This window comes from Microbulbifer litoralis (genome assembly GCF_023634065.1).
Classification (GTDB): Bacteria; Pseudomonadota; Gammaproteobacteria; order Pseudomonadales; family Cellvibrionaceae; genus Microbulbifer; species Microbulbifer litoralis.
Genome location: NZ_JALKCV010000007.1, coordinates 77,288 through 100,685, shown reverse-complemented (window position 1 = coordinate 100,685; position 23,398 = coordinate 77,288). Strand labels below are relative to the sequence as shown.

Below are 23,398 nucleotides of genomic sequence, written 5' to 3'. Positions count from 1 at the left end.
ACTGCGTCTCACCGGCCACTTTTCGTCGCAGACCAATTGCTCTTCCGTAATCGCCCCGCTCTATGTCAACGAGACGGCGGCTCCATTTGTAAATGGCATCGCGAAGGCGAGCTAAAATGCGGCGCTCCTCCGAAATGAAGATGTGTAGTGGTCAAGTTGAATTTCGTCGCCATGCTTCGTTTTTCCTGGCATCCATTACTTGTCCTGTCAATAGGAGGGATCTATATCCTTTCTGCAACGGCTCTCGGAGGAGTAATTGGGTTAGGAGGCGATGAACGTAGAAATGTAGCCAGGGCCAGTGACAAAACGCATACCCAAAAAACCAAGTGAAATCCACTAATATCGGCGAGAACATGTGATTCTCGAGTGAGCACTTGTGCAATACCCGACAACCCTGTACTGGATAGTCTTTCAACGACGACAGGATCCCCTTCCTGCAAATACATACTTAGTGATGCTCGACTCGTGTCCCCTGCCACCCGTAGCCAAGTCGACATGATAGTGCCTGCCACTACGGGAGTCATGACACGAGCGACAGGAATGTAAGCGCCCAGTGCTATTGTATGCTGTGGATTAATGTTTGTAACAAAAGCCGCAATCAAGCCAATTAGCATAATGCTTTCACCCAGCGCTTGGAAAATAACCATGGAGATAAACTGCTCAGTTCTCCAGCTATGATTGATGTACCCCCCCATCCATGCAACAACACCAATCATCGTGAGTCCTAAAATGATAAGAAGCCGTGCCTCTATCCGTCGAGCCAAGAAGATGGCCATTGGTATCGAGGCCAAGTAAGAACCGAATGCAACGAACGTGGCAGTGCTAACCTGCAGTGGCTTGAGACTTCCCATTTCTTGAATAAATGTCGGAATAAGCAGTGAAGTAGGTGTCATCAAAATGCCAAACAAGCAGGCTATCACCATGCAAATTCTGACATTCCAGTTGCTCAGCCCGATAAGTTCGCCAAACTTGCTCCCCTTACTTATCACTGCCCGCACGACGGCAGAGGAAAAAAGGACACCTCCGCCTATCAAAGAGGAAACGACAACCCCAGAATCCCACCATCCCAGACGCTCTGCCGATTCAAGACCAATAAAGATCAGTATCAATCCACTGCAAAATATGGCCATGCCTCCCCAATCTATCTGATGCCATTGCTCATGATCGACGGCAGTCAGCGGTATGGCCTTCCAGCACAACAGAGCTATCAGTGGCGCAACAACGGTCGTCGTCCAGTAAATCCAGTGCCAACTGATCTCTTCTACAAAAAAACCGGATACCCCCACACCTGCATCCATTCCCGTTGATACACGCAGGCTATAGGCGGCCATGACCATCAGCCAGAATTGTGGTTGTAGATTGCGTAGTGCTAGAGAAACCGTCAGAGGGAGGTAAATACCCAGGCATAGCCCCGCGATGGAATGCAGAATAAGTAGCACTGGATAGTTCTGCGCGAACACGGGAATCAAGAAGGACGCCAAACCCAGAACGAGACTAGGAGCGACCAACACACGTGTCGGACCGATTACCGTGGCCAGCCAGGGGACTATCGGCATGGTAATCAACTGTGCGCCATTCAGTGCCGTACCCAACCACGCAGCCTCCAGCACATCCAACCCAAATTGACCACGCAGGTCGGGCAGCGCCATCGAAAACAGGCGCCCCTGCAAGGTCGTCAGGACCGCTCCCAGAAAAATCGCCATTACGGTCAAGACGGGCCGCGGCCGTACAGTATTGGAAAACATGTCCGGGAGTTTCATCATTGACCCGCTCCCTTACGAGAGGCGGAACTCACCACCTCTAACGAAGAGGACAGATAAGACGCTATCGGCTTTCCCTCGGTATTGATGGAAGTTTCAGCCGACATCCCCGGCCGCAACTTCGAGATGGAGTCCTGCCCTGGCTCCAGTTCAATACGAACCGGTATTCTCTGCACGACCTTGGTAAAATTGCCTGAAGCATTGTCAGCTGGCAGTAATGCAGTTTCACCACCACTCATAGGAGAGATTTCCGCCACACGGCCTCGGAACGTCATCCCGGGAAACGCATCGACGGTCAGTTCGACCGGCTGACCAGCCATAACATGGGCAAGTTGCGTTTCCTTATAATTGGCTATGATGTAAAGCCGCGCTGAGGGAACGAGAGAAACAATCTGCGTTCCAGTGGTGACCAGGCTGCCACGCTGAACCTTCAGCTTGCCAATGACACCATCGAATGGTGCCACGATCCGCGTATAGTCAAGGTCATGACGAGCAGCTTCGAGATCAGCGGTGGCTGCATCCAGCTTAGCTCGACGAATTTCCCTCTGGCCTTCTAGAACACTCAGCGAAGTATTTGCCAGTTCTAATTCTGCAATCGCCTCATCATGTTGACTTTCGGCGTGGTCTAAATCTGCCTGCGCTCTTTCAAACACTTGACGAGATAGTGCCCCCTCCTGAACCAGCTCAGACTGGCGTTCCGGGCTGGTTCGATACTGGTGTACTCTAACTTCAGCCGCGCGTACTTTGGCCTGAGATTGTTCAATACGTGCATGCTGCTGAGCCACCTCTCGATCTAGGTTTTCCAACTCAGCCTGGGCCTTGGCTTGGGCCGCTTCTCTGGCAGAGATCCTTAGCCGGATATCTACATCATCAATCTTCGCAATAAGGTCACCAGCCTGGACGGTGTGATAATCACCGACTGGTAATGCATCTATATACCCGGAGATCTTGGCGCTCAGTATCGCGAAATTCGATTTTACAAAAGCATTTTGAGTCGTTTGTATCGTTCGATTACTTGTCCAGTGATGCCAATGTGTCGTGGCCAGTACCACCAACACGAAAATAGCAATACACCCTATCCATGGTGTCAAGCGCATAGCCCAGAACTGCCGTTTACTCACTTCAGATTTACTCATGATGATTTACCCGTAAAATGCATGGTTGCGTTAGCGGTATGGAAACCGCCCCCCAGAGCACGGTTGAGTTCGGCGTCCAGCACCATGGCTCGAGACCTTAAATTTGCTTGCTGTTTACGTGCTTGAAGTAAGGCATTCTGGGCATTCAACACCGTTAGATAGTTGGTCAGACCAGACGCGTATTGTCGCTTGGCTAGATCAAATGCCGTACGTCTAGCAGACAAGGCTCGCTCTTGGGCCTGAAGCTGTGGCTCCAGCGCGTCCAACGAGATCATTTGATTCGCTACATCGCGAACAGCCTCCAGCAACACTTGGTTATAGGTTTCAACGGCGGCATCAAGATCCGATACTTGCTCTTTTAGCCGAGCATGTAATCGACCAGCATCGAAAATAGGCAAACTGATGGCGGGTTCAACACTGTAGGTGCGGCTACCTGCATCCAACCAGTCAGACAACCCCACGGATAGGCCTTGTCGAACCACACCTGCAAAGGCACGCAAGTTGATGCTGGGATAAAAATTAGTTTGGGCCACTTCAACGCCCTGAGTGGCCGCCTGGACGCGCCAACGCGCCGCCACAACATCAGCGCGCTGTCCAATTAGTTCAGCAGGTATTGATGTTGGTAAGAGGGAGTCCCGTGTTGGCTCCACGTGTGGCACCGCATCGGCCAACGCATTCATCGGTAACCCTGCCAAGGCTGCCAACGTATTTCGCTGCAAGCTGATCCGTTCATCGAGCTCAGCAATATCGCGTTCCGTCGCGGGCAGGTCACCCTCAGCTTGCCAGCGCTCAACTTCGGTATCGAGTCCCGCCTTAACCCGGGACTGGACAATACGCAGAGTTCTGGTGCGCAATTTGAGAGCGTCCTCAGCTAACTTTTTTCTCTCCAGCAATCTGGATAGCTCAAACCAACTTTCGGCAATCTGACTGGAAAGTAAAATTTTTGCGTCTTGCGCCTCGGCTTGCCGTGCTGCCGTTTCTCCCAGGGCAATGTTCAAGGCAGCACGTTGGCGCCCCCAGAAATCGAAGGTATAGCGAGCTTCCGCCCCGAGAGCATAAGTCGAACCATAGTGTCCCGCCAAAGGTGCATCGACATCGTATTGCTCTGCATAACGTTTACGCGTTGCACGAGCATTTCCTTCCACCGTAGGTGCACGTTCTGCGCTGGCTTGATCGGCAACAGCCGCTGCTTGCGAGACGCGTGCTTGGGCCAACCGTATATCAGGACTTTGGGAAAGCGCTCGATCTATCAACGCATTCAAGTCGGAATCATGATATCGCTCCCACCAATGCGATGATGGCTGATTCCACCCTGTATCTACGGCTCCAAAAGATCCCGGGCTCTGCAAAGTCGACTGTGGATTTTGTACATCTCGCATGCTAGCGCAGCCCGAAAGCGCAATTGCGAATATAAGTATCCAGGAGAGCTTCATAATCAATACCAATCTAACATTGTTAGTTTATGGCAAGAATGTTAGACTAACAGCGTTAGATGTCAATCCCTGTAGAGAAAATCATGACAACAAAAGCACCACGAATCGAGCGATCCAAGGTCATCGATACCGCACTGGTATTACTTGATCGGTATGGGATTGAAGGACTGACCATGCGCAAGCTGGCGCAAGCGCTCCAGATACAGGCCCCCTCACTGTATTGGCATTTCGAAAATAAACAGTCACTTATTGACGGTATGGCCGATGCCCTAGTTGATGCTGTTGCAAAAGATCTATCTGAAGCCCAGCCATGGGAGGAGCGCATTCGACAAGTTGCCGTAGAACTTCGACTCGCTCTGTTACGTCACCGTGATGGCGCGCGAGTATTCGCTGGAACCTATATCGTTACCGACAATGTGTTGCGTACAGGCGAAGCTATGATTTCCGCTTTTATGCGAGCGGGGGCAGATGCGGAACTGGCCGCAACCTCTAGCTTCACTGTGACATATTATGTTTTGGGTCTAGTCATGGAGGAGCAAGCATTGGGTCCCGAGAGCAATTTGGACCTCGCTGCACGCAAGCAAACTTTTCTTGACTCAGCACAAGATGAATATCCACATAGCTGGGCTGCACGCGAAGCGATCTTTTCAGAAAATTTCGGCCATCGTTTTGAAATTGGCCTAGATCTGATAATAGAAGGAATTAAGAAACGAATCACTTTGTCTCATCATCGACTGTAACTAATTCGAGAAGTGTTATATGCATATTGACACCAGCCACTTTCCAATAGTTTGGATGTCTTCTGTTGGGGTGCCAAATTGGGAGTCGAAACTAGATAGCTTACTACAACAGAACGAACAGTTCGTCTTGTTAACGTGCGAGATACCCGGTCGGGAACAGGATTCCGATAAGGAAGAGAGAAGGCGCTTCGCCCGATGGTTAAAGTGTAATCGGGAACAACTCAAGCGTGTGTGTGCAGGTAGCATCGTCGTCGTCACCAACCCAGTCGTGGCGTTATCTTTGCGAGCGACCTTGGTACCTTTTGGAAAAGCATTTGGATATCCAGTGCGAGCGGTAACAGAGAGTTCGGTCGACGATGAAATCCATAATCTACTTGCTGGCGTTTGAACTCAGGGTTACAGCAAAACAAATGGTCTTCAACTTGGTCATTTCGAACTCCTGCGTTTTCTAAAGTACTCGCACGAAGTTTCAAATATGCGAGAGCAAAATAAAAAAATAACTAATAAAACAATGGGGTGTTCTGTCGGTACAAACTTCGGGGTATCAACAGTGAAGCATCGGGGGTGCCGCTCTTGCTAGGCTTGCCAGCAGGTTTTTTCGGTTGAGACAATGTGTTGGTAAATCGGAAAAGGATCAGAAATTCCCAGTTTCCCACTTATCCCAGTTTATGATCATGGGTAGTAACCGATTGGGCCAATCAGAGATAAAGCTTCTACCCATGGCTAGTAAAATGGGTAGTATTGAGCGAACATCGATGCAAAAAATAAAGGAACAATCTGTTTTTAAAAACTTTTAAATTGTTATTCTTCGAGCAGGTTCAGAATATTGAATAGCTGTTCATGTCACGGGCCTCTGTCGCCATACGCTCCCAATTGAAAGCCCCGGGAAAATAAACGGGGCCCTTTCCTGAATATAACGAATATTCGTACTGAAGGCGATTTCTCTCGATCACTTCCTGATTTGTGATCGTCCATTCAGCCAATTGTCGCACGTTGTCGGCCAAAGAATGGCCAAGCGAAGTGAGGGAGTATTCGACCCCTGGCGGAGTGCCTGCAAGCACTATTCGAGCCAACATTCCATCACGCTCCAGGGTTTTAAGAGTCCTCGTTAGCATCTGTTGCGAGATGCCATTTACCTTTCGGGCGATCTCGTTGAAGCGTTGTGAACCGGGACGAAGCGCAACCACTACTTGAATTGTCCATTTCTCACCGACCCGGCTGAGCATTTCCCTTACGCCTTTACATTCAATTTCAGTTTCTGAGGTAGTCACATTCATCTGACTTACTCCTAAATATATGCTTTGACGGAATTTATTGTACTCCATACGCTTGAACTTCCAACTAACGAAACATCCACAATCTGGGAAGTTGGAAACACTACCGTCATATGGAGACTACGATGATTCTGTACTACTATCCGGGAGCCTGCAGCCTTGCCGTTCACATGGCACTTATCGAAGCAGGCCTGGACTACACGCTCATCAGCATCACTCACGAGAAAAAAACCGAAGATCGTCGTGACTTTCTGTCAATCAATCCGAAAGGGTATATTCCAGCACTTGCGCTCGACGATGGGGAAGTAGTGACGGAAAATATGGTTATTCTCAATTATATCGCGGAGATCAGTGGCAAGCTTCTTCCCCAAACAAATATCCTAAGATGGCGATCATTAGAAGCACTGGCTTTTATGTCCAGCGAGATCCATGGAAGCTATGCCCCCTTCTTCAGGAATTTTCCGGAGACTGAAAAAGAGCGGGCTCGAGAAAAGCTCGCAAGGGCGTTCTCCCTGCTAGACAACCAGCTGGGCGACAAAAACTATCTCATATGCGAGGAGCTTACGATCGCCGACTTCTACCTTTTCTGGGTCCTGATGGCATCTGCGAGAACAGGGCTCGAACTCACGAAAGGACTTCAAAGTTATTATGCACGAATGAAGCTATTGCCCTCCGTAGCCCGTGCACTCAATGAAGAAGGTTTAAGCTAAAGAGCGGCTAGCGTGCTGCCATTCCCCCAAGCCCACCCCTCCAACCAGCTTTACGGCAGCGATGAGACCTGCTTCTCAGATAGAAGACCATTTGTGCGACCGGACTACTGAGAATTGGCTTTTGGCGCACATTTCAAAAAGTTGTCTTTCTTTTGAGCTGAGGTAAAGAAATCCATCTCCGTTAAAACTAGGCATTAGGATAATTATCCCGATGCAATCCGGCCTCATAGTGAAAACTATTCCAATAAACTCGTGGGGCCGATTTGTTGTAAACGAGGTATCGGAAGCACCTGGATGCATCGGAGCCAGCTCCGGTCGCACCATAAAAATAATCACGGAGATCCAAGCAACAATGAAATTACCCTTCAACAAACTACTGCAGAAATCGGTACTAATGGGGGCGGCCGCCGTGGCGCTGGCCGCACCCATGGCCACCCAGGCCGTCGAGACCAGCAACCCGGCGGCGACACCCGCGGCCGCACAGCCGGTCACCGACCGCATCATCGTTAAATACAAGAACTCCACCCAGATGGGCATCGCCAGCAGCCTTTCCCAGACGGCGCTGGAACAGGCCTCGCGCATGGCCGGCACCGAGCTGAAGCATATGCGCCGGCTGGCCACCGGCGCCCAGTTGATGCGCCTGAATGGCCGCAAGGGGGAAACGGAACTGGCGGAAATTGTCGGCCGCCTGCAACAGGACCCGAACGTGGAGTACGCGGAACCGGACCTGCTGCTGCAACCGCTGGCGACCCCCAATGATCCCAACTACAGCCAGCAGTGGCACTACTTCGAATCCACCGGCGGCCTGAACCTGCCCACTGCCTGGGATACCACGGCCGGCGCGGGCGTCGTGGTGGGCGTGATCGATACCGGCTATCGCCCGCACGCCGACCTCAGTGCCAACCTGCTGCCGGGCTACGACATGATTTCCGACAGCACCGTGGCCCAGGATGGCGGCGGCCGCGACAGCGACGCCAGCGATCCGGGCGACTGGGCACCAGCGGGCGCCTGCTACTCTGGTTCCCCGGCCAGCAACAGCAGCTGGCACGGCACCCATGTGGCCGGCACCGTGGCCGCGGCCACTAACAATGGTACCGGCGTTGCCGGCGTCGCCTACGACGCGAAAGTGGTACCGATTCGCGTACTGGGCCGCTGCGGCGGCTATACCTCGGATATCGCCGACGCGATCATCTGGGGCGCCGGCGGTTCCGTCAGCGGCGTACCCGCGAACGCCAACCCGGCACAGGTGCTGAACCTGAGCCTGGGCGGCAGCGGCAGCTGCGGCAGCACCACCCAGAACGCGATCAATACCGCCCGCGGTCTCGGCGCCACCGTCGTGGTGGCCGCCGGTAACTCGAGCGCCAACGCCGGCAACTACACACCGGCCAGCTGTTCCGGCGTCGTCAGCGTCGCCTCCGTGGACAGGTCCGGCGGTCGCGCCTGGTATTCCAACTACGGCAACGTGGTGGATGTGGCGGCGCCGGGCGGCGACACCTCGGTCTCCAGCAACGGCGTGCTGTCGACACTGAACAGCGGCTCGCAGAGCCCGGGCAGCGACAGCTACGCGTTCTATCAGGGCACCAGCATGGCGGCGCCCCACGTGGCCGGCGCCGCGGCACTGCTGTACGCCGTGGACGGCACCCTGACGCCAACCGAAATCGAGTCGATCCTGACCAGCACCGCACGCAGCTTCCCGGCCTCCTGCAGCCAGTGCGGCTCCGGTATCGTCGATGCCGCCGCGGCGGTGGCGGCTGCCGGTGACGGCGGCGGCGATCCGGATCCGGAGCCCGGTGATGGCGAGCTGGAAAACGGCGTGGCGGAAACCAACCTGTCCGGTGGCAGCGGTGAAGAGCTGCTGTTCACCCTCGAGGTTCCGGCCGGGGCCAGCAACCTGCAGTTCGAGATTTCCGGCGGCAGCGGCGACGCCGACCTGTACGTCCGCTACGGGGCTGCACCCACCACCTCCAGCTACGATTGCCGTCCCTACCAGGGTGGCAACAACGAGACCTGCAGTATCTCCAATGTGCAGGCCGGCACCTACTATGTGATGCTGCGCGGCTATTCGGCCTTCTCCGGCGTCAGCCTGGTGGGCAGCTTCGACGAGAGCGGTGGCGGCAGCGGCAGCAGCTGGACCGAGACCAACCTGTCCGGCAGCCAGGGTTCCTGGCAGCACTTTACCCTGGACGTGGATACCGGCATGTCGACACTGGATGTGCAGATGTCCGGCGGCAGTGGCGACGGCGACCTCTACGTGCGCTACGGCAGCCAGCCCACCACCGGCAGCTACGATTGCCGCCCCTACAACTGGGGCAACAGCGAAAACTGCAACTTCAGCAATCCGGCGGCGGGCACCTGGTATATCAGCATCCGCGGTTACAACAGCTACTCCGGCGTGACGCTGGAAGCCGAAGCCAGCCCCTGATGAAAGCGGGTTGAAACAACGGCATAAAAAAGGGGCGGCCAATGGCCGCCCCTTTTTCATGGTATTGCCGCGCGGATGACTACTGCAGCTGCGACTGCTGGGCGCGCTGCACATAGTCCTGGTAGGCGGGAATGCTGACCGCAGCCAGTACCGGCACCAGCACCGCAAACACCAGGGCCAGCACGAAGCCGGCCTTCACCCCGGTTGAGTTGGGCGTGGTCTCCGGGCCGTACTGGTTGGCACCGTCGGTACCGCGGAAGAAAAGCAGGTAGATCAGCAGGCCCAGGTTCACCAGCGGCAGTACCAGCAGCAGCACCCAGATCCCCGACTGATTCAGGTCGTGCAGGCGGCGCACATATAGGGACAACCCGAACACCAGGCCAATCGCGAGTACCGCGACATAGACCAGCGTACCCAGCAGCCAGTTACCACTGAACATCAAAGCCATCGCGCCCCACCCCAGCGGCATGGTAATCAGGGACATGTAAAAAGTGTATGCAACCAGGCGCATACGACCGAGGCGACCGGAGTACGACATCAGCTTCGGCGCGACCGGCGTTCCATCGGTCCCCCCTGTGAGGTCGGTGGTTTGCGGTGAGGTGTAAGGGTTGGCAGCTGTCGTCATGATGCTTCCTGTTTCCATTTGTTTGTCATTATGTCCAGAACAATCCGGCCCCGCCGTACCGGCGGGAGGGAAATTATTCCAGCCCAGGCACGTCGCCACAAGCCGCATGTACCGGCGCCGGCAAACCTAACGGATTTTGAAAAACACGCTATTCCCCGCCTGTGCCGCCACTGCAACCTGTGGCAAAGTGGCTGCAATGCGACCGATATAAAAACATAAAGAGGTACCCGTGAGTCTCGTCACCCTGGCCATTCCCTTTTTCCTGGTTTCCGTCCTGGTGGAGCTGGCGCTGGACCGCTGGCGCGGCTGGGGCCTCTACCGGCTGAACGACGCCATCGGCAGCCTCGGCGCCGGCATCATGAGCCGCATTACCGGCTTGGTGCGCAAGGGCGTGGGACTGTTGATCTATATACCGCTCTACCAGTTGCTGACGCCCTACTACGAGGCGGCGGGGTTCAGCTGGTCGGCGGCCAACCCCTGGCACCTGTTGCTGGCGGTAGTGGCCTACGACTTCTGCTACTACTGGAAGCACCGCTTCGCCCACGAGATCAACCTCTTCTGGGCCGACCACCTGGTGCACCACCAGAGCGAGGACTACAACCTGACCACGGCGCTGCGCCAACCCAGCGGCGGCCTGCCGATCGGCTGGATCTTCTACCTGCCGCTGCTGCTGATCGGCCTGCCGGCGGAGCTGATGATCACCGCCGGCGCCATCGACCTGATCTACCAGTTCTGGGTCCATACGCAGAAATTTCCCAAGGTCCACTGGATGGAGTGGATCCTCGTCACACCGTCGAACCACCGGGTCCACCACGCCCAGAACAGGGTCTACGTGGACCGCAACTACGGTGGGGTCTTTATCATCTGGGACCGGCTGTTCGGCAGCTACCAGGAGGAGCTGGACGAGGCGCCCTGTATCTACGGTGTACGCAAGCCGCTGAACAGCTTCGACCCGCTGGCGGCCAACCTGCAGCACTACAGGCGCATGGCGCTGGACGCCTGGTACACAAAGAGCTGGTGGGACAAGTTCACCCTCTGGTTCCGCCGCACCGGCTACCGGCCGGCGGACGCCGAGGCGGCCATGCCGGTGCCGTCCTGTGACCTGGACGATTTCCACCGCTTCGACCCACAGATTGGGCGCGGCCGGCGCGCCTACGCACTGCTTCAGCACCTGTGCTATTCCGGCGCCACCCTGGCACTGCTGTGGTTCGCCGGCCAGATGAGCTACAGCGAACAGTTGCTGGCCGTGGGCCTGCTGGCCTCCGGCCTGATCATCAACGGCCGTATCCTCGACGGTCACCGGCTGGCCCGGCAGGGGGAGATGGCACGCCTGGCACTGCTGCTGGCGGTCACCCCGCTGTTGTCGACCGGCCTGGCAGCGGCCCTGGCGACGTACGCCACGGCCAGTGGTGTCGCCTGGTGGCAGTTGGCATTTACCGACAAAGAGGATACAGTCGTTGCCGTTAGCGATTAGCAACAGGAAGTAGAACCCGGTCACAGGGGGTATGTGGTGACCGGCAGTGCTTCCGCCGGGCGACCCCGGTCGGGCTCGGCGGCGCGGCGCGCACCTGCAGTACAGTGCGCGCCACGCTACCGAAAATCCCAACACTCCCCCCCAACCCGACCGGGGTTCAGCCTTTTACCCACACCGAGTGCCCCGTTAACAACCGTATCCCCCCGGCGGTCTTCCGCATTTAGTATCTGGCACCGCAGCGCGGTTATAATGCCGGCGCATTTGTCCCGATCGATACAGGATCCGTTGTGCAGACAGGAACTCTCTACACCGTGTCAGCGCCCTCCGGCGCGGGCAAGACCAGCCTGGTAAAGGCCCTGGTGGACGGCGACAGCCGCATCACCGTCTCCGTCTCCCACACCACCCGCGCCATGCGCCCGGGCGAGCAGCACGGGGTCAACTACCACTTCGTCGAGCAGGGGGAGTTCGAGGCCATGCTGGGCCGCGGCGCCTTCCTGGAGCACGCGCAGGTCTTCGGCAACTACTACGGCACCTCGCAGGAATGGGTGGAGCAGACCCTGGCCGCCGGCCGCGACGTGATCCTGGAGATCGACTGGCAGGGCGCCGCCCAGGTGCGCAGGCTGCTGCCGGATACCGTGAGTATCTTTATCCTGCCGCCATCGCAGGAGGCACTGCGCGAGCGGCTCACCGGTCGCGGCCAGGACGACGACAGCGTGATCGAGCGGCGCATGGAGCAGGCCATCGATGAAATGTCCCACTACAACGAGGCCGATTTCCTCGTGATCAACGACAATTTCGACCAGGCGCTGACAGAACTGAGCGCCATCGTCACCGCCCAGCGCCAGCGTCTGGTGTACCAGCAGCAGCGCTTCGCCGACCTGCTGCAGAAACTGCTGCGGCGCAACTGAACACCGGCCCGGCGCCGGTTGATCGATTTACGTACACCGCGCGCTGCGCTAGAATAGGGGGTCCCGCGGAGACTGTGTGGAGCCCCCACACCACCGCCACCGAATTCGCCCGATCGGGCACTGTTAAGTTGGAATCGAAAGTCTATGGCACGTATCACCGTTGAAGATTGCCTCGAGCATGTCGACAACCGCTTCGAACTGGTTATCGTGGGCAGCAAGCGCGCCCGCCAGATCGCCACCGGCGGCCGCGATCCACTGCTCCCGGAAGAGAACGACAAACCCACGGTCATCGCCCTGCGCGAGATCGAGGAGGGCCTGGTGGATGCCGGTATTCTCGACGAGCCGGAAGAGGAGGAGATGGCTGCCGAACCGACATCGGCGCCGGTCTACCTGTCCGAAGGGAACCTCGGCTGATCCCGCCAGAGTGATATTCCCTTCGACCCCGTTGAACGAACGATATTGAGAGGCGCGCGCGGCTTTGCACACCATCGATAGTCTGGCCCACCGCCTCTCGTCGTACCTTCCCCCCGACCAGATCCAGACAGTCCGCCGCGCCTACTTCTACGCGGAGCAGGCCCACGACGGGCAACAGCGCCGCTCCGGCGAACCCTATATCACCCACCCGCTGGCGGTCGCCACGATCCTGGCCGGCATGCACATGGATCACCAGAGCCTGGCCGCGGCCATGCTCCACGATGTGATCGAGGACACCGGCATTCCCAAGGCGGCGCTGATCGAGCAGTTCGGCGACGAGGTGGCGGAGCTGGTGGACGGCGTCTCCAAACTGACCCAGTTCGAGACCGACAGCCCGGCGGAAAAGCAGGCGGAAAACTTCCAGAAAATGGCCCTGGCGATGGCGCGGGATATCCGCGTGATCCTGGTCAAGCTCGCCGACCGGCTGCACAACATGCGCACCCTGGGTGCACTGAAACCCGCCAAGCGCGCGCGCATCGCCCGCGAGACGCTGGAGATCTATGCCCCCATCGCCAACCGCCTGGGCATGAACGATGTGCGCATCGAGTTCGAGGATCGCGCCTTCTTCGCCATCTACCCACTGCGCGCCAGCCGCCTGCGCGCGGCGCTGGTTGCCGCGCGCGGCAACCGCAAGGAACTGCTGGAGAAGATCCAGAATGCGGTGGAACTGCGCCTGCAGCGGGAGGGCATAGACGCGCTGGTGATCGGCCGCGAAAAGCACCTCTACAGCATCTACCAGAAGATGCGCACCAAGAAGAAGTCGTTCAAGGAAATCATGGACGTCTACGCGTTCCGCATCATCGTCGACAGCGTGGACGCCAGCTACCGGGTGCTGGGAGTCATGCACAACCTGTACAAGCCGGTGATCAGCGAGTTCAAGGACTATATCGCCATTCCCAAATCCAACGGCTACCAGTCCCTGCACACGGTGCTGCTGGGCATGCACGGCGTGCCGATCGAGGTGCAGATCCGCACCAAGGAAATGGACGAGATGGCCAACAGCGGCATCGCCGCGCACTGGCTCTACAAAGCGGCTGGCGACGAGGTCATCAACACCGGCGGCACCAGCCAGATACGCGCGCGCCGCTGGGTGCAGGGGCTGCTGGAAATGCAGCAGCGCGCCGGCGATTCACTGGAATTCATCGAGAACGTCAAGATCGACCTGTTCCCGGACGAGGTCTACGTCTTCACCCCCAAAGGGCAGATCGTCGACCTGCCGGCCGGCGCCACCGCGGTGGACTTCGCCTACTCGGTGCACACGGATATCGGCAACTCCTGCGTCGCCGTGCGTATCAACCAGCGCCTGGCACCGCTGTCGCAACCGCTGCAGAGCGGGCAGAAGGTCGAGATTCTTACCAGCAAGAACGCGCAGCCGAACCCCAACTGGCTCAATTTCGTCGTCACCGCCAAGGCCCGCAGTGCCATCCGCCATTTCCTCAAGCACCAGCGCCACCACGATTCCGTGGCCCTGGGCCGGCGCCTGCTGGAAAAGGCCCTGGGCAAGTTCGACCTGCGCCTGCAGGACCTGACTGAGGAGCAGCTGCAGCGGGGGCTGGAAGAGACCCGCTGCGCCACCCTGGACAAGCTGCTGGAAGAGATCGGTCTCGGCAACAAGGTGGCCTTCTCCGCCGCCAAACAGCTGGTGCCCGAGGGCAGCCGGGAAGTGGAGGCCAGCAATATCTCCTCGCCGCTGACCATCGACGAGCAGGAGGGCATGCTAATCAGCTTCGCCCGCTGCTGCCGGCCGATTCCCGGCGATACCATCGTCGGCCATATCAGCTCCGGCAAGGGCGTGGTGGTGCACCGCGACACCTGCCGCAACACCATCGAATTCCGCGAGCACCCGGAAAATATCATGCTGGTGAACTGGTCGCCGGACGTGAAGGGCGAGTTCCTCGGTGACGTGCGCGTGGAAGTGGAATCCGAACGCGGCATCATTGCCCGCCTGGCCACCCGCATTACCGAAGAGGGCGCCAGTATCGAGCAGATCCATGTGGACGAGAAGGACGAGCGCAACAGCGTCATCGCCATGACACTGGAAGTCGGCAACCGCGTGCACCTGGCGCGGGTCATGAAACGGCTGCGCAACCTGCCGGCGGTGATTCGCATCGCCAGGCCATAGGCCGGGACTCGGGACTCGGGACTCGGGACTCGGGACTCGGGACTCCAGTAGGGTGCGCCATGCGCACCATCCGGGCCAACGGCGCGCCCTACGACTGGAAAAGAATATCGAGCCAGATGTAAAGGTCCTGCAGCCGGGGGCTGTTTGTGAAACGATTGCCGATGAGGCTGTTGAGCAAACAGCCCCCGGCTGCGGGGCCGTCCCGGAATCCGCTTACGGGCCAGTCAACGGTGCGCACGGCGCACCCTACGACTCGTATCGCCCCGCGCGGGACCGCATGTTCCGGATTCGGACATTTCGCGCTATAGTCTCCCGCTTTCTTTTTCCGCAAGCGCCCCCACGGGGAAGGAGTACAGCATGCCCAATCGCGCGGTGATAAAAACAGACCGGGCACCGGCAGCCATCGGCAGTTATTCACAGGCGGTCAAGGTAGACAACACCATCTACCTGTCCGGGCAGATTCCGCTGGATCCGCAGACGATGGAAATCGTCTCCGACGACTTCGCCGAGCAGGCGCGCCAGGTGTTCAAAAACCTGCGGGCAGTGTGCGAAGCCGCCAACGGCTCACTCGGCCATATCGTCAAGCTGAACCTCTACCTGACCGACCTGGGCCACTTCGGTACCGTCAACGAAGTCATGACCGAACTCTTCGAGCAGCCGTTTCCGGCCCGCGCGGCGGTGGGCGTGAAAGAGCTGCCCAAGGGAGCGCTGTTCGAGGCGGAAGGGGTGATGGTTATCTGACAAATCTGCCGGGAGCAGATTTGCACAGCCGAAGGCTACCCGCGCAGCGGGTGGAGCGCAGGACGCGCTTCGTAAATGCGGAGCCGGTGCGCCGCACGGCACCGTAGAGCCCTTCGGGCGTTCAGGCGCCGCGGCTGTTCCCTAGCTCAAATCGCGTATTCCGTATTCAAGCACCACTTTGCCCACCGAACGCCCCGAGCGCAGTAGCGCCAGCGCTGCGTGGACATCGCCAAACGGGAAGCGGTGGCCCACCAGCGGCGGCGCCAGCGGTACTGCTTGCAGCTCGGCCAGCAGTGCCCGCATTTCCGCCTTCTGTTCCCACAGCCAGATCAGGTTGAACGCCAGTACCGAGCGGTTGCTGCTGATCATGTCCATCACGTCGTAGCGCGGGCGTCTCAGGTAGCGCCAGGCCGCCCTTAGGTAGTTCGGGCGCCGCCCTGTCGGGGTGAACTCGGCCGCACCGAACACCACCAGCCGCCCCATCGGCTTGAGCGCATCGAAACTGGCTTGTTGCACGGCGCCGCCGATCGCGTCCAGTACCAGGTCGAATCTCAGCCCCTCGCGCCTGAGCTGTCGGGCAAAATCCTTCTCCCGCACCAGCACTCTGTCGAAACCCTGTTCGGACAACGCGGAAACTTTGTCTCTATTGCCCACGGTGCCCACCGGCTCGCCGCCCAGCGCGCGCGCCAGTTTCATGGCCTGCAGTCCCACGCCGCCGGCGGCGCTGTGCACCAGCACCTGCTGGCCCGGCCGCAGCGCGCCCAGCCGGGTCAGCGCATACCAGGCCGTCAGTGTCTGCGCCGGCCAGGCGGCGCCCCGGGTGAAGTCCCAGCCGTGCGGCAGCGGTATCAGGGTATCCGGTTCGCTGTCGATCACCGACGCATAGCCCCCGAAGCGGGTCACGCCCATAACCCGATCCCCCGGCGCGAAGCCGGAGGTATCGGCACCGCATTCGGACACGGTGCCGGAGAATTCCAGCCCGGGAATAAAGGCGCCTGTCGGCGTGGCGGAGTAGAGTCCGGTCAGGGCAAAAATATCGGCGAAGTTGAGCCCGATCGCGCGCACATCGACGCGCACGCGATCGGCGGGCAGGGCGCCCAGCGGCGCGGATTTCTGTTCCAGCCTGGAGATATCGCCGGCCTTCGGCGTCTGCCAAAAGACGCGTTCGATCCCGGACCGGTCGTCGCCGCCACTGCGCATGCCGTATTATTTCTCAACCTTCAGATTCGAGCAGGGCGCTGTAACCGATCTTGTAATTCGGATATTTCATTTCGTAGCCACTGTCCAGCATGCGCTGGTTGCTGAGCTTTTTCGAGCGGCGCTCGCTGGTCTGCACGATCTCCCGCAGGTGGGCGCTGGTGTAACCCATCGCCTTGACCAGCCACTGCTGCAGGTCGTGCATCGGTACCGGCATGCAGTCGGCGCCGATATAGAGTTTTTCCGGCGACCAGCCGCGTTTCTGTTTTTCCATCAGGTGGATCAGGAAGCCGATACTGTCGTCCACGTGGATGCGGTTGCTGAACTGCGGCGGCTGCGGCGGTGCACAGCGACCCGCGCGCACCTGCGACAGCAGTCGGTCGCGGCCCGGCCCGTAAATACCGGCGAAGCGCACGATACAGGTGGTGGGCACCGCGTTGCTGATGATTTCCTCCGCCGCCAGCAGTGTATCGCCCTGGAAGCCGCTCGGGATCGGCGGCGTGTGCTCGTCGAGCAGTTGCTCGCCGCTCTGCCCGTAAACCCGCGTCGAGGAGACCCAGATCAGCAGGCGCGGCGGGCGCGGCAGGTTGGGCAGTGCCTCGGCGAGGGCATTGGCGGTGTCGATATAGGCCCGGTAGTAGCCGCTCTGGGTATGTTCATCCGGGGTAAAGGTCGCCAGTATCACATCGGCGCCGTCGGTCAGCAGCCGCTCGATGTCTTCCCTGCTGGTGGCATCGCCGCGGCGCCAGTTGACCGCGTCCGCGCGGCGCTTGGTCGCCAGCGCCACCAGCGGATTGCGCCGCACGCCGTAGATGCTGTATTCCTGCCGGTTCAACCGCAGGGCCAGGCGCGCACCCAGGTCGCCGCAACCGAAAATCCAGAGCTTTTCTTTTTCCATAAAATAACTGTGCGACAGATGCAGGCCTCCAGTGGGCCCGGATGTCGCTATCCCCTTGTTGTTGTGCTTGTAACCCCGATAGAAGAAGCGCGGAGTCCGGAACCAGGTGGCCCGGAAACCGCAACGCCTCTTCAACCCCGCTTTACTGCGGTTCTTGTCATTCTCTGTGTCGCCGCCCCTGCGCGGCAGCGGCCCCGCAAAAGTGGCTGTCGCGTACTCAGTGACTGCGACGCTTCAGCATACGATAAATGAACAGGAAAATGATCGCCCCGATCGTCGCAGTGACAATGTCGCCGATACCGAAACCGGTCACCGGCCCGCCGATACCCACCAGCGACCCCAACCAGCCGCCGATAAAGGCGCCGACAATACCGATCACAATGGTGACGATCCAGCCACCCGGGTCCGGGCCCGGCATGACCCATTTCGCCAGCGCGCCGGCGATCAATCCGAGAATAATCCAGGAGAAAATGCCCATGGAGGAACTCCTCGCTTTGTGTCCCTACACGTATAGCAAAATTCTGCGCCTTTATCGTCGAATTCGTCGAATTAATAGCAAATTTTACTAACAGCCTCCCCCGGTATCCCCAGTCACACCGCCACTTCCGGAAGAAACCCAATTACTTTCGAATAGTTGCCGGCAATGGCCCCGAAGGTATTGGCGCACAGCTATGATTTATGAATAATTGCTATTACCCTGAAATATGTGATTGCCTGAACAATGACACTGAACGAACTGCGCTATATCGTGACCCTGGCCCAGGAGCAGCACTTCGGCCGCGCCGCCGAACGCTGTTTTGTCAGCCAGCCGACCCTGTCGATCGCCGTCAAGAAGCTGGAGAAAGAGCTGGGTGTGGCGCTGTTCGAGCGCTCCAAGACACGGGTACAGGCGACACCGCTGGGCGAGCAGATCGTCGCCCAGGCGCAACTGGTACTGGAACAGTCGGCGGCGATCAAGGATATCGCCAGCGCCGGCAAGGACCAGCTGTCGAGCCCGCTGTCCGTCGGGGCCATCTTCACCATCGGCCCCTACCTGTTCCCGCACTTTATCCCGCAGTTGCAGCGGCTGGCGCCGGACATGCCTCTCTACGTGGAAGAGGGCTACACCGCGACCCTGCGCCAGCGGCTGCGCAAGGGCGAGCTGGACGCGATCATCATCGCGCTGCCGTTTACCGAACCGGACGTGGTCACCCAGCCACTGTACGACGAGCCCTTCGTGGTGCTGATGCCGGCCGATCACCCGCTGGCCAAGCACGAGACCATCGACCCGGAACAGCTGTCCGACGACAACGTGCTGCTGTTGGGCGAGGGCCACTGTTTCCGCGACCAGGTACTGGAGGCCTGCCCGCAGCTGCAGCACTCGATCGAGCGCGAGTCCGGCAGCGGCAATATCCGCACCGCCGCCGACGGCAGCTCGCTGGAGACACTGCGCCATATGGTGGCTTCGGGCCTCGGCATCACCGTGCTGCCGCTGTCCGCCGCCACCGCCTCACAGTACGCCAGCGGCCTGCTGGAGACCCGCCCCTTCTCGTCGCCGGCGCCGCAGCGCACCGTGGCGCTGGCCTGGCGCGCCAGCTTCCCGCGCCACCGCGCCATCGACATACTGCGCGAGGCGATCAGCCAGTGCCACCTGAAAGAGCAGTGAACCGGTCGTGAGCGCAGGCAAGTCCCTGGCGGAAACGCCGATCACCGCACTCAAGGGCGTGGGCGACAAGTTCGCCCAGGTGCTGGGCAAACTGCATATCGCCACGGTACAGGACCTGCTGTTCCACCTGCCATTGCGCTACCAGGACCGAACCCGAGTGGTGCCGGTGGCCGCGCTGGCGCCGGGCATGGACGCGGTGATCGAGGGCGAGGTGCGCGCCGCCGACGTGGTCTTCGGCCGCCGCCGCAGCCTGCTGGTCAAACTGCAGGACAACACCGGTACCCTGTCGCTGCGCTTCTTCCATTTCACCGCCGCGCAGAAAAACCGCTTCGCCCGCGGCGCGCGCCTGCGCTGTTACGGCGAGGCGCGCCGCGGCGCCGCCGGCCTGGAGCTGTACCACCCGGAGACCGAAATCGTCGGCGCCGAGACACCGCAGCGGCCCGACACGCTGACACCGGTCTACCCGCTGACCGAGGGCGTCAGCCAGGCGCGGCTGCGCGGCCTGGTGCAGCAGGCGCTGGCGATGATCGAGCGCGGCGTCACCGAACTGCTGCCCGCGGGCGCACTGCCGGCAGACCTGCGCTACCCGCTGGCGGATGCGCTGCAGTACCTGCACGCACCGCCGGCGGGCGCCGACCTGGAACAGATGGCCGAGGGCCAGCACCCGGCGCAGCAGCGGCTGGCGCTGGAGGAACTGCTGGCCCACCACCTGAGCCTGCTGGAACTGCGTCGCAACCACTCGGCCGTGGCCGCGCCGCCGCTGACCGGCGACCCGGCACTGGAGCGGGACTTTCTCGCGCAACTGCCGTTCGCCCTGACCGGCGCCCAGCAGCGCGTCTGTGCGGAGATCGCCGACGATCTGTCCGGCGGCCGCCCGATGATGCGGCTGCTGCAGGGCGACGTCGGCGCCGGCAAGACACTGGTGGCGGCGCTGGCGGCACTGAAAGCCATCGGCACCGGTGCCCAGGTGGCGGTCATGGCGCCGACGGAAATACTCGCCGAGCAACACCGGCGCAATTTCAGCGGCTGGCTGGAGCCGCTCGGCATCGGCGTGGCCCAGCTGACCGGCAGCCTCAAGGCGGCCCAACGGCGCGAGCAACTGGCCGCGATCGCCGGCGGCGAAGCGCAGCTGGTCGTGGGCACGCACGCACTCTTCCAGGCCGAGGTGGCCTTCCACAACCTGGCACTGGTGATCATCGACGAACAGCACCGCTTCGGCGTGCGCCAGCGGCTGGAGCTGCGCGAAAAGGGTGCCGCCGACGGTGTATCCGGCCGCCTGCAGCCGCACCAGCTGATCATGACCGCCACACCCATCCCGCGCACCCTGGCCATGTCCGCCTTCGCCGACCTGGACTGCTCGGTGATCGACGAACTGCCACCCGGGCGCCAGCCGATCGAGACAGTGGCCATCTCCAGCGAGCGCCGCGACCAGGTCATGGAGCGGGTGCAGGGGGCGGTGACCGACGGCCGCCAGGCCTACTGGGTCTGCACCCTGATCGAGGACTCCGAGACACTGCAGGCCCAGGCCGCCGAGACCACCGCCAGCGAGCTGGCCGAGACCCTCGACGACGTGCGCATCGCGCTGGTGCACGGGCGCCTGAAACCGGACGAGAAAGAGCGCGTCATGAACGCCTTCAAGGCCGGCGAGGTGGACCTGTTGGTGGCCACCACCGTGATCGAGGTGGGTGTGGACGTGCCCAACGCCAGCCTGATGATCATCGAGAACCCCGAGCGCCTGGGCCTGGCGCAGCTGCACCAGCTGCGCGGGCGGGTAGGGCGCGGCTCCATCGCCAGCTTTTGCGTACTGCTCTACGGCACACCGCTGTCACAGAATGGCCGCGCGCGCCTGCAGGCGCTGCGCCAGCACAGCGACGGTTTTGCCATCGCCGAGGAGGACCTGCGCCTGCGCGGCCCCGGCGAGATCCTCGGCACCCGCCAGACCGGCGAGATACACCACCGCGTCGCCGACCTGCAGCGGGATGCCCACCTGCTGCCGCAGGTACAGCGCATCGCCGCCTCCCCGGAACTCAGCGGGGAAATCCGCCGCCAACTGATTGCCCGCTGGCTGCAGAACCGGCCCCGCTATGCCGAGGCCTGACCCGCAGGTCCACTTTTCGAAACCAGATCTCCATTTCTGGTCACCAATATTTTTGCGCTCCGTCAACGGCGGTGGCAGCCTGCCATTGCTGACATAAAAGCAAAAATATTTGACCGCCCTTCTCTAAAACCACCGGGCCACAGAGCATCCAAAACAAAAAATTGGGGAGAGACTCGTGAACATACGACGTATACGCAGCCGGCTGGCAGCCGGGCTGCTGTTTCTGATTGCCAGTTGCGGCGCCTCCGCCGAGGGCGGCTTCCTCGGCTTCGGCGACGACGGGGAGACCCCCAGCCTGGCACTGGTCCCGGCGGAAATTGCCCTGGACGTACCCACGCCGGTCCAGGGCGACGACCTGGACCTGTTGCTGGCCCAGGCCGGCAGTGGCCACGGTCTCAGTGCGCTGAAGGAAAAGGCGGCACGCGAATTTACCGCCCACCTGCAGCGCGAACTCTACGTGCAGCTGCAGGCCTTCTTTACCGACGAGGAGGTACCGGTGGTACAGCAGGAGGGCTACCTGACCCTGCACAATTTCCTGGACATTTCCGCCGGCAAGAAGCTCAACGACCTGAAAAACAGCGGTGGCCGCCAGGTGGAGCGGGGTATCCTGGAACTGGCCGGCGATTACCACTACCGGCTGGAAAACAGTGCCGGCGAGCCGCTGCGGGAAAGGCGTATCGATATCGCCGAACTGGGCGTGAAGAAAAGGTACCGGGTCAGCCGCAGTGGCGGCGAGGTCGAGGACACCACCGGTGAGGCGATCGAAATGGCGCTGACGGAAATGGTGGAACGGCTGCTGGACCGGATCGAGGACGACCTGGAGGCAGACGAATTGCGGGAACTGGCGAGGCTCTGATCAGCCCCTAACAGACACTTTTTTGCCCAGCCGTGGCAGATATCACAGAAACAGGCTTCTGACCAACCGGTCACCGAAAAATTTTGCCCTATCCCTGTGCAGGTGGCAGCCTTTACCTTCTGCACCAAAGCGAACACCAACAGATTCGCCGCAGTTAAAAAACAATAAACATAAGAACTCAGGGAGAGTCTGGTGATGAGATCTACAGCTGGCGGGCTGATTATGGCCGGCCTGATGACCTTTTCCTGCGCGGCCGCCGCCCAGAGTGGTTTTCTGGGCGACGGGCAAACCCCCACGCTACACGTAACCTCCGCCGACATCGCCATGGACGTCCCCATGCCGGTGAGCGGTGCCAACCTGTCGCTGCTACTGGCCGACGCCGGCAGCGGCAGCAGCCTCAGCGAGCTCAAGGAAGCCGCACTGCAGAAGTACCGCAGGCACCTCCAGGGCGAACTGTCGCTGCAGCTGAATACCTTTTTTGCCGACGAGGAAGTGCCGCTGGTGGCGCGCGAGGGGCAGTTGACACTGCAGAACCGCCTCGACATCAAGGTGATCAAGCACTTCAGCAACCTGCAGCGCGACGGTGACTACGACCTCGAACGCGGCACCGTGCAGCTGGAAGGCCATTTTTACTACCGGCTGCGCGACCTGTCCGGCCGCACCCTGCGCGAGCGCAACCTGGATATCGCCAGCCTCGATGTGCGCGAGGCGTACCGCGTGCGGACCTCCCGCAGCGGCGATACCGCCGAGGACAACACCGAGGAGGCGATCAAACGGGCGCTGGCGGCGATGGTCGAGGAAATCCTGGACAGGATCGATGGCGAACTGGATGCCGGCGAGCTGGAGGACCTGGCCGCCGGCTGACGCGCGCGGGGCCGCCGTGCG

Annotated in this window: 20 protein-coding genes; 12 read left to right on the top strand and 8 right to left on the bottom strand. The window is 60.0% G+C overall.

All coding sequences use genetic code 11. From position 1 onward, the window contains the following. Positions 1 to 221 precede the first annotated feature (221 nt). Genes MWN76_RS12170 through MWN76_RS12160 form a run of 3 tightly spaced genes read right to left on the bottom strand, consistent with a single transcriptional unit; the run spans position 222 to position 4,329 of the window. The gene (locus tag MWN76_RS12170; protein WP_250461697.1) at positions 222 to 1,763 is read right to left on the bottom strand and encodes an MFS transporter; all 1,542 of its coding nucleotides are present in this window, start codon (positions 1,761 to 1,763) and stop codon (positions 222 to 224) included. Next, entirely contained in the window at positions 1,760 to 2,896 is a 1,137-nt protein-coding gene (locus MWN76_RS12165; protein WP_250461696.1) for an HlyD family secretion protein, read from the bottom strand. Before MWN76_RS12165 ends, MWN76_RS12170 begins: the two co-directional genes overlap by 4 nt. Next, positions 2,893 to 4,329 carry an efflux transporter outer membrane subunit gene (locus MWN76_RS12160; RefSeq protein WP_250461695.1) on the bottom strand — a complete coding sequence of 479 codons (1,437 nt, stop codon included), beginning with the start codon at positions 4,327 to 4,329 and terminating at the stop codon, positions 2,893 to 2,895. The genes MWN76_RS12165 and MWN76_RS12160 overlap by 4 nt, the downstream gene beginning before the upstream one ends. A gap of 83 nt (positions 4,330 to 4,412) precedes the next feature. Here MWN76_RS12160 and MWN76_RS12155 point away from each other — a divergent pair, with 83 nt between their 5' ends. Beyond that, on the top strand, positions 4,413 to 5,069 hold the full coding sequence (locus MWN76_RS12155) for a TetR/AcrR family transcriptional regulator C-terminal domain-containing protein (protein ID WP_250461694.1): 657 nt from the start codon (positions 4,413 to 4,415) through the stop codon (positions 5,067 to 5,069). 818 nt (positions 5,070 to 5,887) lie between these two features. On the opposite strand, the gene MWN76_RS12150 is transcribed toward MWN76_RS12155, so the two are convergent. Beyond that, positions 5,888 to 6,346 carry a winged helix-turn-helix transcriptional regulator gene (locus tag MWN76_RS12150; protein WP_250461693.1) on the bottom strand — a complete coding sequence of 153 codons (459 nt, stop codon included), beginning with the start codon at positions 6,344 to 6,346 and terminating at the stop codon, positions 5,888 to 5,890. 122 nt (positions 6,347 to 6,468) lie between these two features. Here MWN76_RS12150 and MWN76_RS12145 point away from each other — a divergent pair, with 122 nt between their 5' ends. Both MWN76_RS12145 and MWN76_RS12140 read left to right on the top strand, forming a co-directional pair. Further along, the gene (locus tag MWN76_RS12145; RefSeq protein WP_250461692.1) at positions 6,469 to 7,053 is read left to right on the top strand and encodes a glutathione binding-like protein; all 585 of its coding nucleotides are present in this window, start codon (positions 6,469 to 6,471) and stop codon (positions 7,051 to 7,053) included. A 352-nt stretch (positions 7,054 to 7,405) separates the two neighbouring features. Then, complete coding sequence (locus MWN76_RS12140) at positions 7,406 to 9,475, top strand: S8 family peptidase (protein WP_250461691.1); 2,070 nt, start codon at positions 7,406 to 7,408, stop codon at positions 9,473 to 9,475. A 79-nt stretch (positions 9,476 to 9,554) separates the two neighbouring features. Here MWN76_RS12140 and MWN76_RS12135 read toward each other — a convergent pair whose 3' ends face one another. Next, positions 9,555 to 10,100: a DUF805 domain-containing protein gene (locus tag MWN76_RS12135; protein ID WP_250461690.1), complete on the bottom strand. Its 546-nt coding sequence runs from the start codon at positions 10,098 to 10,100 to the stop codon at positions 9,555 to 9,557. A gap of 229 nt (positions 10,101 to 10,329) precedes the next feature. Here MWN76_RS12135 and MWN76_RS12130 point away from each other — a divergent pair, with 229 nt between their 5' ends. The 5 genes from MWN76_RS12130 (at position 10,330) to MWN76_RS12110 (ending at position 15,819) form a co-directional block, all read left to right on the top strand. Continuing rightward, positions 10,330 to 11,574 (top strand): sterol desaturase family protein, encoded by a 1,245-nt coding sequence (locus tag MWN76_RS12130; protein WP_250461689.1) that lies wholly within the window; start codon positions 10,330 to 10,332, stop codon positions 11,572 to 11,574. 287 nt (positions 11,575 to 11,861) lie between these two features. Further along, complete coding sequence (gene gmk, locus MWN76_RS12125) at positions 11,862 to 12,482, top strand: guanylate kinase (protein ID WP_250461688.1); 621 nt, start codon at positions 11,862 to 11,864, stop codon at positions 12,480 to 12,482. A gap of 144 nt (positions 12,483 to 12,626) precedes the next feature. Next, complete coding sequence (rpoZ, locus tag MWN76_RS12120; RefSeq protein ID WP_250461687.1) at positions 12,627 to 12,896, top strand: DNA-directed RNA polymerase subunit omega; 270 nt, start codon at positions 12,627 to 12,629, stop codon at positions 12,894 to 12,896. A gap of 64 nt (positions 12,897 to 12,960) precedes the next feature. Then, positions 12,961 to 15,078, top strand: coding sequence for a bifunctional GTP diphosphokinase/guanosine-3',5'-bis pyrophosphate 3'-pyrophosphohydrolase (spoT, locus tag MWN76_RS12115; RefSeq protein WP_250461686.1), 2,118 nt, complete (start codon positions 12,961 to 12,963; stop codon positions 15,076 to 15,078). 357 nt (positions 15,079 to 15,435) lie between these two features. Further along, positions 15,436 to 15,819, top strand: a complete 384-nt coding sequence (locus MWN76_RS12110) for a RidA family protein (RefSeq protein WP_250461685.1) — start codon at positions 15,436 to 15,438, stop codon at positions 15,817 to 15,819. Between the two features lie 141 nt (positions 15,820 to 15,960). Here MWN76_RS12110 and MWN76_RS12105 read toward each other — a convergent pair whose 3' ends face one another. The 3 genes from MWN76_RS12105 to MWN76_RS12095 all read right to left on the bottom strand — a co-directional run bounded on the left by MWN76_RS12105 (position 15,961) and on the right by MWN76_RS12095 (position 18,392). Then, entirely contained in the window at positions 15,961 to 17,019 is a 1,059-nt protein-coding gene (locus MWN76_RS12105; RefSeq protein WP_250461684.1) for a zinc-binding dehydrogenase, read from the bottom strand. A 13-nt stretch (positions 17,020 to 17,032) separates the two neighbouring features. Next, positions 17,033 to 17,914, bottom strand: coding sequence for an NAD-dependent epimerase/dehydratase family protein (locus MWN76_RS12100; RefSeq protein WP_250461683.1), 882 nt, complete (start codon positions 17,912 to 17,914; stop codon positions 17,033 to 17,035). Between the two features lie 217 nt (positions 17,915 to 18,131). Further along, positions 18,132 to 18,392 carry a GlsB/YeaQ/YmgE family stress response membrane protein gene (locus MWN76_RS12095; protein WP_250461682.1) on the bottom strand — a complete coding sequence of 87 codons (261 nt, stop codon included), beginning with the start codon at positions 18,390 to 18,392 and terminating at the stop codon, positions 18,132 to 18,134. A 243-nt stretch (positions 18,393 to 18,635) separates the two neighbouring features. Between MWN76_RS12095 and MWN76_RS12090 the strand changes: the two genes are divergently transcribed. The 4 genes from MWN76_RS12090 (at position 18,636) to MWN76_RS12075 (ending at position 23,377) form a co-directional block, all read left to right on the top strand. Further along, entirely contained in the window at positions 18,636 to 19,559 is a 924-nt protein-coding gene (locus MWN76_RS12090) for a hydrogen peroxide-inducible genes activator (RefSeq protein WP_250461681.1), read from the top strand. A gap of 7 nt (positions 19,560 to 19,566) precedes the next feature. After that, a complete protein-coding gene (gene recG, locus MWN76_RS12085) occupies positions 19,567 to 21,657 on the top strand; it encodes an ATP-dependent DNA helicase RecG (RefSeq protein WP_250461680.1) in 2,091 nt (696 codons plus the stop codon). A 175-nt stretch (positions 21,658 to 21,832) separates the two neighbouring features. Beyond that, positions 21,833 to 22,513, top strand: a complete 681-nt coding sequence (locus MWN76_RS12080; RefSeq protein ID WP_250461679.1) for a hypothetical protein — start codon at positions 21,833 to 21,835, stop codon at positions 22,511 to 22,513. 192 nt (positions 22,514 to 22,705) lie between these two features. After that, a complete protein-coding gene (locus MWN76_RS12075) occupies positions 22,706 to 23,377 on the top strand; it encodes a hypothetical protein (protein WP_250461678.1) in 672 nt (223 codons plus the stop codon). Positions 23,378 to 23,398: the final 21 nt, after the last annotated feature.

Excerpts from the sequence above, each read along its gene's own strand:
- MWN76_RS12100 (WP_250461683.1), bottom strand. The coding sequence starts at position 17,914 with ATGGAAAAAGAAAAGCTCTGGATTTTCGGTTGCGGCGACCTGGGTGCG.
- MWN76_RS12105 (WP_250461684.1), bottom strand. The coding sequence starts at position 17,019 with ATGCGCAGTGGCGGCGACGACCGGTCCGGGATCGAACGCGTCTTTTGG.
- MWN76_RS12110 (WP_250461685.1), top strand. The coding sequence starts at position 15,436 with ATGCCCAATCGCGCGGTGATAAAAACAGACCGGGCACCGGCAGCCATC.
- MWN76_RS12140 (WP_250461691.1), top strand. The coding sequence starts at position 7,406 with ATGAAATTACCCTTCAACAAACTACTGCAGAAATCGGTACTAATGGGG.
- MWN76_RS12150 (WP_250461693.1), bottom strand. The coding sequence starts at position 6,346 with ATGAATGTGACTACCTCAGAAACTGAAATTGAATGTAAAGGCGTAAGG.
- rpoZ (WP_250461687.1), top strand. The coding sequence starts at position 12,627 with ATGGCACGTATCACCGTTGAAGATTGCCTCGAGCATGTCGACAACCGC.
- MWN76_RS12155 (WP_250461694.1), top strand. The coding sequence starts at position 4,413 with ATGACAACAAAAGCACCACGAATCGAGCGATCCAAGGTCATCGATACC.
- MWN76_RS12095 (WP_250461682.1), bottom strand. The coding sequence starts at position 18,392 with ATGGGCATTTTCTCCTGGATTATTCTCGGATTGATCGCCGGCGCGCTG.
- MWN76_RS12090 (WP_250461681.1), top strand. The coding sequence starts at position 18,636 with ATGACACTGAACGAACTGCGCTATATCGTGACCCTGGCCCAGGAGCAG.
- MWN76_RS12135 (WP_250461690.1), bottom strand. The coding sequence starts at position 10,100 with ATGACGACAGCTGCCAACCCTTACACCTCACCGCAAACCACCGACCTC.
- MWN76_RS12170 (WP_250461697.1), bottom strand. The coding sequence starts at position 1,763 with ATGATGAAACTCCCGGACATGTTTTCCAATACTGTACGGCCGCGGCCC.
- MWN76_RS12160 (WP_250461695.1), bottom strand. The coding sequence starts at position 4,329 with ATGAAGCTCTCCTGGATACTTATATTCGCAATTGCGCTTTCGGGCTGC.
- MWN76_RS12165 (WP_250461696.1), bottom strand. The coding sequence starts at position 2,896 with ATGAGTAAATCTGAAGTGAGTAAACGGCAGTTCTGGGCTATGCGCTTG.
- MWN76_RS12145 (WP_250461692.1), top strand. The coding sequence starts at position 6,469 with ATGATTCTGTACTACTATCCGGGAGCCTGCAGCCTTGCCGTTCACATG.